The following is a 13,949-nucleotide window of genomic DNA, read 5'->3' on the forward strand; positions in this document are numbered from 1 at the left end:
AAGTTACATTTAAAGCTTGGAAGCTCAATCAACGCGCACTTTTGTGCGCGCACCTCATAATTCTGTGCCCTTGTTAATTCACTCATAGTGAACTTAAATCTAAAGAAATGCGTAAGCCTAATTGCTAAAGAATATTCATTCAGCAGTGTAGAAATAATTCTAAAAAAATGGATATCCAAACGAAGCTCCCTGAATAAAATGAAAGGACAGTCTTTATGGCTACGCCAAACTTCTCTAAAGAACTTCACCTGATTGCTCTTGGCGATAGGGTGGCTTTCAAAAGATTCTACGCTCAAACCTCATCCAAGCTTTTTAGTGTTTGTCTAGCAATACTGCGCGACCGCGAGCTTGCAGAAGATGTACTTCAAGACACTTATGTGAAGGTTTGGCATTCGGCATCTCAATATCGAGAGGACCAAGGCTCTGTAATGTCTTGGGTAACAAGTATGGCTAGGTATCGTGCAATAGATGTCTTGCGTGTTACTGATAACCAAGCGATATCAGTGGCTGATATCGAACAATTAATGAGTCAGAGTACAGTCGACGTAATCAATGATGTAGAGCCTGACACTCCGCGACTCGACACCTGCCTTGGAGAATTGAAAGATTCTCAACGACAATCTATTCACCTCGCATATTTGTTTGGTTTAACTCACCAAGAAATAAGTCAACACTTAGGAGAGGCTCTTGGTTCGATTAAAACTTGGATTCGACGTGGGCTAGATAGTCTGAAGAGGTGTCTGCAGCCATGAATTACCATAATCTAGAACTTACAGATCAACTCGCTCGTCGTTATGTTATCGGCCTCATGAGGGGGCAAGCGCGTGTAAAATTTGTTTCTTTAATGCAAAGAGACTCGAAAATTAGCCAACAGGTGGTTTATTGGGAAGGTCAATTGCATGATTTGACCGAACGACTTCAACCTGTTTCTCCGCCGAAAAAGAGTTGGAACAACATTCACGGAAGGCTGTTTAGTAACGTTAAAAAGAAATTTGACCTGTGGCATTGGTTAGGAGCGTTTGGAAGTGTAGCTGCAATCGTTTTGACAGTTTTGTTGATAGGGCAGACCAACCACATCGTAGATGAACCTAATCAAAAGTTTGCAGTCATTCAAAATGATGACAAACAAACTTTATGGGTACTTAATGTTTCGAATAATTCTATAGAAGTGAGTCCACAACCTTCGATTGAAGGTTATAGCGACAAGGACTACGAATTGTGGATGTTACCTAAGGATGGCTCAAACCCGATCTCGCTGGGATTGCTACCTGAAAGTGAAGATCGAATAGTGCTTACGGCACCTCCAGGGTTTAGCTTGGCTGAAATCGGAGGATTAGCAGTAAGCCTAGAGCCTGCTGGAGGTTCAACAACCGGTTTACCTTCTGGGCCAGTACTTTATCTTACTGATATTGTTCAAATATAAAAAAATTAAACTTTTTTGAATCCAAAATACCCTCTCGTTCGGATAGTGAGTGAGAAACGTAACAACGAGAGGGTATTATGACTAAATCTTATTCAAAAACACCAATAGCAATAGCACTTTTCGCTGCAGGTATCGTATCTGCAACAGCCGTAGCTTCTAGCCATAGAGAAGCTCCGAACATTACTCGATTTCCGACACTAGACTCGACTGACTTCTATTTATTCAACAGCTATGAGTCAGGGCGGGGCGACTATGTTACGGCGATAGCAAATTATATTCCTTTGCAAGACGCCTATGGTGGTCCCAACTATTTCGCGATGGATCCGGCTGCTGTTTACGCTATTCATTTTGATAGTGATGGTGATGCGCAGGAAGATCTAACTTTTGAGTTTCGTTTCAATAACTCGTTGCCAAATGGCGGGGTGATGTTACCCGTAGGGCCTGAGGGTATGCAGAGAAATGTGAGTGTTCCGCTTAAATTTGTGGGCGGTATTTCAGCAAGTGACCAAAGCGCTCTCAATTTTAATGAGATGTACTCTATTGAGCTAGTTGAAGGACCACAAAGAACGGGCATGTCTACTCAAGTGACAGGAGCTTCCGGGGAACAAGAATTCACAAAGCCTATCGCATTTGTGGGAGAGAAAACTTTTGGCAGCGCTCAGTCTTATGAAGATTACGCCAATCAATATGTTTATGAAATCCAGGTCCCTAATTGCTCGATGCCGGGAAGAGTTTTTGTTGGGCAGCGAAAAGACCCGTTTGTGGTTAATTTAGGTGAAACTTTTGACTTAGTGAATTACGTACCTATCGAGTCTAGCGCTTTTCCAGGCGGCATTGAGCAAAGTGATGCAAACGACGATTTAAGAAATAAGAATGTCAACACTATCGCTTTAGAGCTTCCAAAAGACTGTGTGACAGGTGATGGTAATGGTGTTGTGGGTAGTTGGACTACCGCACAAGTACCTCAGGCGAGATTACAAAACCCTAATGCAACTATCGACACGCCAGAAGTAAATGGTGGAGCTTTGGTGCAAGTGTCTAGATTAGGTTCGCCACTTGTGAACGAGCTAGTGATAGGCATTGATGACAAAGATACTTTTTCTTCAGCTTCGCCGAGTGAAGATGGTCAGTTCGCAGACTATGTTACCCACCCTACTCTTCCTGTAATCCTTGATTTGCTCTTCAAAGACCCTGTAAACGCGACCTTGGGTACCGATTTCGCTAGCTTGGCACCATCCAATTATCCCCGTACAGATCTTGTTGCCGCGTTCCTGACCGGTTTTGCTGGTGTTAATCAGCAGGCTATGGTTACGCCTTCAGAAATGCTGCGCTTGAATACAGCTATCCCTGCAACGCCTGCCGCCGAGCAGTCAGCATTTGGTGTGGCAGGAGATGACTTAGCTGGTTTTCCAAACGGGAGACGTCCAGGTGATGATGTAGTTGATATTGCTTTGCGCGTAGTGATGGGAGCTTTATGCCATGACATTCCTGTGAATGGTGAACCAACAAACTTAGGGTTCTGTAGCCCGAGTGATGCGCCGGTGGGAAATGTTCCGTTCACGGATGGTGCGCCAATTAACGCTAGCTACGTGGATGACGGATTTCCATACCTACAAACTCCAGTTCCGGGTTCTTCAAGCGAATAACGTAACGACGAGGAGGCAATATCATGAAACATATATATACAGTTCTGATTCTTGCAACAGCCTTGGCTTTAACGGGCTGTTACGAAGACAGTGAGAAGAATTTCCCACCCGCGGCGCGAGATAGTTTGTATACGTTAACCGTGGATAGAGCGCTAAATGACAAACTTATTGGCTACGACGTTAACGGCGACACATTGAGCTTTCAAGTTGAGCAAGAAAGTGACGTGGGAGACTTAAATGTAAATTCGGATGGTACATTTAGCTTTATGCCACCAGCAGAATTCGTCGGCATTGTTGAGTTTACTTATTCGGTTTCAGACGGCGTTTTCTCTGACGAGGGAATCGTGTCTATTGTCGTTGAAGCAGAGCATGTTGCTGCGAGTTTTTACATTCGTGAGGTGTTTTCGCAAGGGGAAGATGCTGACCCTTTGCCTTTAAACGGTCGCATCTTTAATGATGATGTGACCGACACTACTGCTTTTGATGATCTCATTGCAGAGGGTGAGGGCGGATGAACTGGAGAGGCGTATTGGTGCTTGCCGGGTTGTTGGTAAGCACTCAAGCATTTTCCGAAGAAGAAATACTGTGGCAGCCGGAGGTTGCCACAGTACCTTCGGAGATAGCTGAGCTGGAGCTGCAGTACCAGCAGCAGACTGACAGCTTGGTCTTAGCGTCACCATTGGTAGAGGTCTATTTAAACTTTATTCGACGCTCTGATAGCCACGATTTATTGCAGCGGGCGAAAGAAGTGCAATCTACTGCGTCTGAACACCCTGATGCATCCGAAAATATCCCTTGGCTATTAGCCAGTGCTGATCTGTACCAATACCAGCATAATTTCAACGATGCTCGTGTGCTTTTACTCCAAGTCTTGGAACTTGACTCAAGTCATTTGCGCGCTTCTTTAATGCTTGCTCGTATTGCCCTTGCGCAAGGTTTAGAAGAGGAAGCACGAACAACTTGCTCTGAGTTATTCGGTGATCATGCATTAGGTGTGGTTTTAACTTGTTTGCTTGAGGTAGAGGGAAGAGGAGATTATCCACAACAAGCGTATAACCAGTTAAAACAATTGCAACAGCGAAGTAATTCATCCGCCGACAGTCATATTCGTCATTGGAGATTACAAATTTTAGCTGAGCAAGCTTTGTTACTTGAGCTGTATTCAGAAACACGACAGTGGCTAGCGCAATTACCTCAACCCTTAAGCATTGTTGAGCGAAAACTTCTACTCGATAGCTATTTATTCGATGAATCATCATCTGTACCGCAGGAATTAATACCTAGTTGTGAAGCGCAAGAAGTTGATGCAATCGCGATTCGTCTTGCCCGAGCGCAGCAGGGTAGCAACGAAACGTGCTGGAGTGATTATGCACAGGAGCGAATTCAAATCAGGGAAATTCGAGGCGATCGTCTCCATAGTGCAGATATTGCTTATTACTACACTTACGTTAAACCACAACCAGAAATGGCTTTTAGGTGGGCAAATATCAACTATTCAGTAGCCAAAGAGCCGCTCGATGAAATACTACTCATGGACGCTAGGAATTTGGGCTCACAATCGTCCGACTTTGGAGGTTAACTATGAAAAAATTCATGCTACTTACTATTATGAGTGTCTTCCTCGCTTTCATTTCGAGAGGCTACGGGCATTCATTTAGCACTTCGTTTTTGACTGTTCAGGAGCAAGGTGTAGTTAAATACCAAGTTTCTTTTCATGATTTAGCGGCTCTGAATCCATCATGGTTAGAAGGAAAACCAATTGATGCAACTTTATTGAATAACCACCTTGAGGACATCGAGAGTTTTATTCAGCGCGTTGTTGTCGTGAACAATAGCAACTGCGATCTCAAACTTGCGGAATCTTCACCATGGTCGGCGACTACTCATGCCAACCAAAGCTATATAGTGATTGAGGCTCAAGCTCAGTGTAATGCGACTGATATTGATGATATCGAAGTGCACGAAGTTTGGAATGAATTTCCAGACCATAGGGTGATTACTCAAATCACGTTGCCCGGTTATGAAACTTCGCAAAGGGTGCTTAGTGAGCGTGGTGAATCTATTTCATTTTGATTTTTTAAAATTAAATTTTCTGTATTTTTAGTGGCTTATTGAGATAACTGTTCCATACTTTAACTTTGATAAAGGTTTTAATTTATGAGTTGGAGTTTTAGTTGATGGGCAAGCAGATATACGGTTGGATCGTTCTGGCATTATTGCTTGTTGCGTTTCTTATTGGCTTAGCAATAGTGCAGCCTTATCGACTGTGGCTATATACAAAGCAAGAGAGAGACATGCAGCAAACTGCAACGAATGTAAATAGCTTTATTCTTGAGCAGTTAAGAGAACCAATTTTTATATCTGTTGGTGTTACAACCTATATACAATCTTTAGAAGGCGATATCGAAGCCTCGAGACTCAACCGGTGGTTAGAGAACTTATTTGATTACACAGAGCATACAAAAAATATAGGTATAGCGCCCAACAATGTTATAGAACATATATATCCACTAGCAGGAAATGAAGCCGCATTAGGCTTGAGGTTTGCGGATTTGCCAGCGCAGTGGCCTGCAATTCAAAGGTTAATGGAGGGCGGACCAGGCCAATTAACGGGGCCGATTTCCTTGGTACAGGGTGGTCGCGCTTTTGCTTATCGTGAAGCGATAAATGTGAATGGTGATTATTGGGGTTTAGTAAGCACTATTATTGATGCGGACTCGATTTATAATGCATTAAATGTTTATCTTGCTGAGAATTCTATTTTTGACGTTTACCTGACCAATTCAGCCGGAACCGTATTTTTTGAAACATCGGGTATAGAAAACAACAAATCGATTATTCATGTTTCTCAAACATTACGCCTGCCAGGCACTGAGTGGCAAATTAGTGTGGTAGAGCCAGCACCCACCCAAACTATATTGGTCTTTTTGGTTGCTTCAACAGCACTGCTATTTTCTATTCTTCTACTGGTGATGTGGTTACTTTACAGTTACAAAAAACGGGCAGAAGAGAAAGATGAACTGAATAGACTGCAAGCTGCGTTTTTAGCATCTGTAAGTCATGAACTAAAAACGCCTATTACTGTACTGCAAGGCTCGCTCGCTCTTATGGCTCAGCCTCAAATTACTGAAAGCAAACGTAGTGAGTTGTTAGAAAGCGCTTTAACCCATCAAAAACGACTGTCTCGACTAGTTGTTGACCTTATCGACTTGAATTTAGCACTTAATGGCCAGCTTCGCTGTCATCTTGAGCCAACGTTAATTATGCCTCTACTTGAGGAGCTGACCTCCTTGTATGTAAAGAAATTTGAAAGGTTAAATATCCGTTTTCGAACCGAATTAGGCTCAGCAAAAGATGTGTCGATAAAGCTAGACAAAGATCATGTGTATCGAGTTATTGAGCATCTATTGGATAATGCCATTAAGTTCTGCTCAAGTGGTGATGAAGTGACTATAGGCATTGATGAGAGTGAAAGTTTTAAAATATGGATAACTGATACGGGACCGGGAATTCCTGACGCTCTAATTGAGTCTAAAGGCTTTCATTTTTTCCAAGAAGATAATACCGACACGAAAGAGCAAAGCGGAACTGGTATGGGTTTGGCGCTCTGCTACGAGTTTACAAAATTGTCGGGCGGAACGATGAAGCTAGCGCATCGTAGTGGTGGCGGAACCTATATTTCACTTACATGGCCCAGACTGTTAATGACTCAGTCCAATTGTGATAAGGATAAAAACAATGACGAATCGTGATGCGTCGGGAGAAAATGGTATTCCTAGCACAAAAAATGCTGACCAAACGTCCTTAAACATAAAATTTGCTCACAGCGCTCTTGTGGAAGCTGCTTCAAATGTTTCGATGATTGCAACGGATACGAATGGCTATATTCAAGTGTTTAATTCTGGTGCAGAAGAGATGCTTGGCTACAGCAGAGAAGAAGTGTGCCGGAAAGAAACACCGTTGTTATTTCACGACGCCGACGAAATTACTGCTGTTGCACAGGAGTTCGGACTCTCTCTAGAGGACAAGTCACTTTTCGACGTGTTTAAGTTTGCGGCGAAGTCACCTAATTTTGGATATCGACATTGGCGTTATATTAGAAAAGATAAGCAAGAAATTAGAGTTGTTTTAAAACTTTCTGAAGTTCGCAATGACCACAACGAAATTATCGGCTACTTAGGTGTAGCTGTTGATGTAACGGATGACTTGAATACTCAAAAAAAGCTTGAACTACAAGAGTCACGTTTACGAGCTCTGTTTGAGTTTTCTCCTGTCGGAATTGCTCTGAATGACTTTGAGACAGGGCAATTTTTAGACGGGAACGAAAAGCTTATTGAACCTAGTGGATACACTGCAGAGGAGTTTAAGAAGCTAAGTTACTATGATCTAACGCCAGAAGAGTACTTTGAGTCTGAAAAACAAATGCTGGAGGCATTACGACAAACAGGGCGATACGGCCCTTTTGAAAAGGAATACATCCGTAAAGACGGAACTCGATATCCAGTCCTGTTAAATGGAATATTAGTTACAGACTCTAGCGGTAATCAACTGATATGGTCCATTGTCGAAGACATTAGTGAGCGTAAACATGTCGAGGAAATGAAAACCCAATTTATTTCCACAGTGAGCCATGAATTAAGAACGCCACTAACCTCTATAGCGGGAGCTTTGTCACTTATAAAATCCGGCAAGTTTGGGGAGTTAGGAGAGAAAAACTCCAAGATGATTGAAATTGCCGCAAGTAATAGCAAGCGCCTAACAGCCTTAATCAATGACTTACTGGACTTTGAGAAATTAGCTTCTGGAAACACTCATTTTAATCTCAAAGAGCACAACCTCTCTGAGCTGCTTAAAAGCTCGATAAAAAACAACAGCACTTATGCATCAGAGAAGAATATAAGAATTTCCCTATGCCTCGAGAGTGTTCAAGAAAGCTGTGCTGTAAATGTAGATGAAGAAAGATTTCAGCAAGTGATGAATAATCTATTGTCTAATGCACTGAAGTTTTCACCCGAAGAGCAGGTCGTTGAAGTAGAAGCTGTAGAGCATCCGTCACACGTGAGAGTCTTGGTTAAAGATCACGGTGTGGGTATAGACGAAGAATTTAAAGGAAGAATATTTCAACGGTTTCAACAAGCCGCCACAAAAGATAAAAATGCGACGACTGGAACTGGGTTAGGACTAGCAATTACTAAAGAACTGCTGGAGGCAATGCATGGAAAAATTAGCTTCGTTTCCGTAAAGGGACAAGGAAGTTGTTTCTATTTTGACTTGCCACTAAAAAGTGGTTCAGACCTGATTATAAATCATGAGCTACAGAAAGTAGGCACCGACTTTGCCCTTGTTATCGAAGATGACTTAGAGGCTTGCGAAGTTATTTCTGAAATATATATTCGACACGGCTTTGACGTAATTACCGCCCACTCTATTGCTGAAGCGCGAACAAAAATCGATGAGTTGAGTTTTAGTGTAATTAGTTTAGATTTAATTTTGCCTGATGGTGAAGGGCTTAATTTCTTGCATGAAATTAGGGCGAGCCGCAGGAACTCACAAGCAAAAGTTATTATTCTTTCAGGTAAGTCTGTCGACACAGAGCAAATTAATCAGTTGAAAAGTACTCAGTTAGATTGGCTAATAAAGCCTATCGAACCTGAACAATTAAGTGGGGCTATACGGCAATTGATTGATTTGACAGAAAAAAAGCGAATATTACATGTAGAAGATGACACAGACTTGAGTGTGGTTGTTGAAACTATCCTCGAAGGCTCCTTTGAATATAGAAATGCGATTACTCTCAAAGACGCACGTATATTGTTGCGGAATCATCGGTTCGACTTGATTCTATTAGATTTGGCTCTGCCAGATGGTTGCGGTGCTGATTTAATTCCTTACATTGAGTCAACTCAAGGAGGAATACCTATAGTTGTTTTGTCAGGTCAAAATGTTAATGAAACGATTCGCAAAAGGTTAGCGGATGTACTGATAAAAACAGACTTGTTAAGTATCGAGCTTGACGAAAAGTTGCGGCGTGTTTTGGGTTTTCAAGGAGTAAAATAAATGAGCGAGACTCTATCAATAGTATATGCAGAAGATGATCCTGATATTCAAATGATCGCTACGATTGCTCTAAAAGATATTGGCGGATTTGAAGTCCATATTTGTAACGACGGCAATGAAGCTATTGAAAAGTTAAATACGATAAAGCCCGATTTAATTCTTTTGGATGTGATGATGCCGAAGAAAGACGGACCTACTGCCCTGCATGAGTTGAAGCAAATTCATGGTAGCAATTTACCTCCAGTGGTTTTTATTACCGCAAAAGCTTCATCAAAAGAAGTTGATAAGCTTATTGAGCTTGGAGCTGTAGGAGTTATTACTAAGCCCTTTGACCCAATGTCGTTAGCGCAAGAAGTTACAGCTTTAATACAGGAGTCGCGTAATGGCAAATGAGACTTCGGAGAAGTTGCAGCTTTTAAAGAAGTATTACATTGAGAAACTCACAGAGGATTTTTCTTATTGGTATCAAGGTACCACTAATGAGTCTACCGAAGAGCATTTGCATGCACTTAAAGATTATTTTCATAAAGTTTCCGGCTCGGGCGGAAGCTTTGGTTTTAACAGTATTTCGGTTTACGCAAAGGCTGGGGAAAACTTAGTTAAGAGTGTTTTAGCGGAAGCTTACAAGAACCCGTCAGAATTAGTATTATCCGAAGAGTCTTTCGCTAAATTAAGTAAGATTTTTGAATCTTTAAAATTGGAAATAGCTCTCACCTCTCAAAACAAAGACTCGTTTTTAGACCAGCAGCAAGAGCTTGAAGAGACAAGTGAGACGTTAACACAAGTATGGATATTGGACGATGACCAAGAGTTTTCAGCCTTTTTAGGAGAGCAATTAGGAAGTTTTGGTTTTGAAGTTTCAACGTTCTCAAACTTGGAAGACTTTAAAAATGCTTGGCTTGTTCAGTCACCGGGTTTTTTAATTGCGGATGTTCATATAGGTAACAACAGGACGTTCTATGAGTTGTTTGCAGAATATGGATTAACTTTAGGAACGACGGAGCTGGTGATATGCTCGTCGTCCGATACGTTAGACAACAGGCTTCATGCTGTTCGCTTCGGCGCATTGACTTTTCTTCCTAAACCTTTTGATGTCGCGAAATTAGCGAATTTATTTAGAGACTGCATCACAGATATTAATGCTTCCCCTGGTAAAGTGCTTGTTATAGATGACGACGAGGAGTTATCTCAACTTTATCAATTGGCTTTACAAGAAGCGGGTATAAATGCATTTGTAGTGAATCAGCCGGAAAATACCTTAAAGAGTATTCAAGAGCATAATCCAGACTTGGTGCTAATTGACTTATATATGCCCGAGATCAACGGGACTGAGCTGGCTTCTGTAATTCGACAACACGACGCAATGGCTTCCTTGCCTATAGTGTACCTTTCCTCGGAAATTGATTCGCAGCGTCAGTCGGCGGCGTTGTCGAGGGGAGCTGATGACTTCTTAACAAAGCCAATTGATTCAAATACCTTAGCTTTAGCTGTGCGGTCGCGTATTCGCCGTGCAAGACAATTACAAAAACTTATTAATCGTGACAGTTTAACGGGACTACTAAAGCATAGTTCAATAAAAGATGCTTTAGTCCGAGATCTCAAAAGAGCAAAACGCAAAGAGGACGAAATCACTGTTTGTATGCTCGATATTGATCACTTCAAAAGAGTAAACGACACCCATGGGCATGCAACTGGTGACATGGTGATTGCCTCACTAGCAACCTTGTTAGTTCAGACATTAAGGCAAACTGACGCCATCGGGCGTTATGGGGGTGAAGAGTTCTTATTGGTTATGCCTGACTGTGGCGAAAAAAATGCGGAACAAATACTTAATAAAATCCGGAAACGATTCGAAGCGATTAAGTTTACGTCAGGCACAGAAGTGTTCAGCTGCTCTTTATCTGCAGGATACATAAGTACACTTTGTAGTGCGCAGCTTGAAACGACCTATGAGGATTTAATAGAAGTCGCGGATCAGGCTTTATACCAAGCTAAACACAACGGTAGAAATCAAGTTGTAAAATCACAAACGAGTATATATTAAGGGTTATGGAATGAAATCACCTTCATTGCCTGCCAATGAGCAGTCCCGGTTAGATGCTCTGAGAAGCGCTAATTTATTGGATTCACAGCCCGAGCCGCAGTTTGACCGAATAACTAAGCTTGCTCAACGCTATTTTGACGTTGACATTGTATTGATATCCCTAGTTGACGAGCACCGTCAGTGGTTTAAGTCAAAACAAGGCTTAGATGCTTGTGAAACCGGGAGGGACATTTCCTTTTGTGGGCATGCCATTTTGCAACACGAAACTTTAGAGGTTTCTGATGCAACCAAAGATCCACGATTTTCAGACAACCCGTTGGTTACAGGTCCTCCTAATATTCGTTTTTATGCAGGAGCACAATTAACACATAATGATTTTCCAATAGGGACATTGTGTCTTATACACAGTGCTGTGAAAACATTAAATCAAGAAGAGAAAGATACGTTAAGAGAGTTTGCAGACCTTGTTGAGCAAGTTATTGACGACCGTTTGCTTCAAGCTGTTTACCAAGACTTAAAAGAGAGTGAATTGAGGTACCGTTCGGTTCTTGAAGGCACCAGAATAGGTACTTGGGAGTGGAATGTTCAAACTGGCGAAACAGTTTTTAATCAGCGTTGGGCTGAAATCGTGGGTTATACACTTAAGGAATTAGACCCAGTAGACATAAACACTTGGTTGAATTTAGCTCACCCTGAGGATTTAAAAGTTTCAGGGGAAAAGCTACAAAGTCACTTTAATGGTGAAACGCCTTTTTATGACTATAAATGCAGAATGAAGCACAGAAAAGGGCATTGGGTTTGGGTTCACGACCGTGGCAAAGTCGTTACTTGGACGAATGATGGCCAACCCTTAATGATGTACGGCACGCATGCAGACATTACAGAGCAAGTGAACTCTGAGAGGGCGCTGGAGGATAGCAAAGAGCAATTTGAAACTCTGGTCAATAATATTCCCGGTGTTACATATAGATATTCAGTGCTTGAAAACCGAAAGTTAAAGTACTTGAGTGGCAGCGTGTATGAATTAACGGGTTATTCACCAGAAGAATTTATGGTTAGTGAAACGTTGTCTCCCGCTTCTCTGGTGCACCCGGACGACTTTAAGCGTGTAAGAAAAACTATAGAGGATGCACTGGAAGCGAGAACAAATTGGGTTGTTGATTATCGCTCGCTCCACAGAAATGGAACGATTCGCCATGTGGAAGAACGCGGTATAGGTGAATATGACGAAACTGGTAACTTAGAATTTATTGATGGATTTGTTTTAGACGTAACTAAAGAAAAAGAATTGGAGCGCCGGTTAGTTAAGTTAACGGATCAAGTCCCTGGAGTTGTTTACCAGTTTCAAATGTGGCCGGATGGTCGGAGTTGCTTTCCTTATGCGAGTAAGAATATTAAGCATATTTACGGTGTCTCACCAGAACAAGTGCGGCAAGACGCTAGCGCAGTTTTCGATACTATCCTGGACGAGGACCTGCCAAAAATTCAAGCAAGCATAGCTACTTCTCAGCAAAACTTATCGATATGGGAGATTGAATACCGAGTTAAACTCGAAGGCGGAGATATAAAATGGTTATCTGGACGCGCCATGCCAGAAAAAATGATAGACGGGAGTGTATTGTGGCACGGTTATATTCACGATGTTAGTGACCAGAAGCGCCATTACCTTAAGTTAGAACAAGTAAATCAGGACTTAGAGGTTGCTCAAACCAGGCTAGACCTTGCAAGTAAAACAGCGAAAATAGGGTATTGGGAGGCTAACTTAAAAACGGGAGAGTTAAAATGGTCTCCCATGATTTTCGATATCTTTGGGTTCAAAGAGAGTGACACCAAACCTAGTGTTGCATTGTTTCAGAGTACTGTTCATCCTGACGACAAACACCTTGTCGCAGCCATTGAGGAGCGAGCTAAGGAGTCTGGTATTCATGACGTCGTTCATCGCATAGTGCGTAAGGACGGAGAAATTCGTTGGGTCCATGAGCTTGCAGAACTTTTACCAGAGGCTGAAAACCCCGACTTAGTTATGGTTGGCTCAGTACAAGATGTAACAGAAAGAATGCAGTTGTTAAAAGTAAAGGATGAGTTTATCGCAACTGTAAGTCACGAACTAAGAACACCATTAACTTCAATCTATGGAGCGCTTCAACTTTTGAATGCTTCTGAATCCTCACAATTGGGGGAGAAAGCACGAACGTTGTTGAACGTAGCACATAGTAATACCACTAAGCTTCTAACGCTGATCAATGACTTACTAGATATTGAAAAGCTAGTTGCAGGTAAAATGCAATTCGAGATGAGAAAACACTCGGCGCGGGCGTTACTAGAAAAGTCTGTATTAGACCACTCCACATACGCAGAAAAACACAGTGTCACGCTTAACCTCGAAGAATGCAATACAGTCGAGAACTTATGTATTTCGGTAGATGAGAGTAGATTTCAGCAACTTATGGCGAACTTGTTATCGAATGCTATTAAGTTTTCGCCCGAAAATGGATTAGTCCGAGTGATAATAGCAACAGAAGACTCGAAACTAGAGGTCGCAGTGTTAGACGAGGGTCCAGGAATATTGGAAGACTATAAGGACAAAATCTTTGATAGGTTTTCGCAAGCAGATGCAAGTGACAGTAAAGCAAAAGGTGGCACAGGTTTAGGCTTGGCGCTCTGTAAGGAACTGGCAGAAGGAATGAATGGCGAGGTTGGTCTCGATGACAGCTATACGAAAGGCGCAAGGTTTTATGTGAAATTCCCGTTGGTATGAATTCTTAAAAGCGAACTAAAC

General features: G+C 42.0%; 11 protein-coding genes. All 11 read left to right on the forward strand.

The genetic code is table 11. From position 1 onward, the window contains the following. Positions 1-215 precede the first annotated feature (215 nt). The 11 genes from EYQ95_RS08515 (at position 216) to EYQ95_RS08565 (ending at position 13,928) form a co-directional block, all read left to right on the forward strand. Positions 216-752: a sigma-70 family RNA polymerase sigma factor gene (locus tag EYQ95_RS08515; RefSeq protein ID WP_111915469.1), complete on the forward strand. Its 537-nt coding sequence runs from the start codon at positions 216-218 to the stop codon at positions 750-752. After that, on the forward strand, positions 749-1,423 hold the full coding sequence (locus EYQ95_RS08520) for an anti-sigma factor domain-containing protein (RefSeq protein ID WP_111915468.1): 675 nt from the start codon (positions 749-751) through the stop codon (positions 1,421-1,423). Before EYQ95_RS08515 ends, EYQ95_RS08520 begins: the two co-directional genes overlap by 4 nt. A gap of 77 nt (positions 1,424-1,500) precedes the next feature. After that, on the forward strand, positions 1,501-3,069 hold the full coding sequence (locus EYQ95_RS08525; RefSeq protein WP_111915467.1) for a DUF4331 domain-containing protein: 1,569 nt from the start codon (positions 1,501-1,503) through the stop codon (positions 3,067-3,069). Between the two features lie 23 nt (positions 3,070-3,092). Beyond that, entirely contained in the window at positions 3,093-3,584 is a 492-nt protein-coding gene (locus EYQ95_RS08530; RefSeq protein WP_111915466.1) for an Ig-like domain-containing protein, read from the forward strand. Then, a complete protein-coding gene (locus tag EYQ95_RS08535) occupies positions 3,581-4,648 on the forward strand; it encodes a tetratricopeptide repeat protein (protein ID WP_111915465.1) in 1,068 nt (355 codons plus the stop codon). The genes EYQ95_RS08530 and EYQ95_RS08535 overlap by 4 nt, the downstream gene beginning before the upstream one ends. 2 nt (positions 4,649-4,650) lie before the next feature. Next, the gene (locus tag EYQ95_RS08540) at positions 4,651-5,142 is read left to right on the forward strand and encodes a hypothetical protein (RefSeq protein WP_111915464.1); all 492 of its coding nucleotides are present in this window, start codon (positions 4,651-4,653) and stop codon (positions 5,140-5,142) included. Positions 5,143-5,246: 104 nt separating this feature from the next. Then, a complete protein-coding gene (locus tag EYQ95_RS08545) occupies positions 5,247-6,821 on the forward strand; it encodes an ATP-binding protein (protein WP_111915463.1) in 1,575 nt (524 codons plus the stop codon). After that, positions 6,808-9,126: a PAS domain S-box protein gene (locus tag EYQ95_RS08550; protein ID WP_111915462.1), complete on the forward strand. Its 2,319-nt coding sequence runs from the start codon at positions 6,808-6,810 to the stop codon at positions 9,124-9,126. Before EYQ95_RS08545 ends, EYQ95_RS08550 begins: the two co-directional genes overlap by 14 nt. After that, entirely contained in the window at positions 9,127-9,519 is a 393-nt protein-coding gene (locus EYQ95_RS08555; protein WP_111915461.1) for a response regulator, read from the forward strand. Next, positions 9,509-11,170: a diguanylate cyclase gene (locus tag EYQ95_RS08560; RefSeq protein ID WP_111915460.1), complete on the forward strand. Its 1,662-nt coding sequence runs from the start codon at positions 9,509-9,511 to the stop codon at positions 11,168-11,170. The genes EYQ95_RS08555 and EYQ95_RS08560 overlap by 11 nt, the downstream gene beginning before the upstream one ends. A 10-nt stretch (positions 11,171-11,180) precedes the next feature. Continuing rightward, on the forward strand, positions 11,181-13,928 hold the full coding sequence (locus EYQ95_RS08565; RefSeq protein WP_111915459.1) for a PAS domain-containing protein: 2,748 nt from the start codon (positions 11,181-11,183) through the stop codon (positions 13,926-13,928). Positions 13,929-13,949 lie beyond the last annotated feature (21 nt).

The organism is Lysobacter sp. N42, from assembly GCF_004344885.1.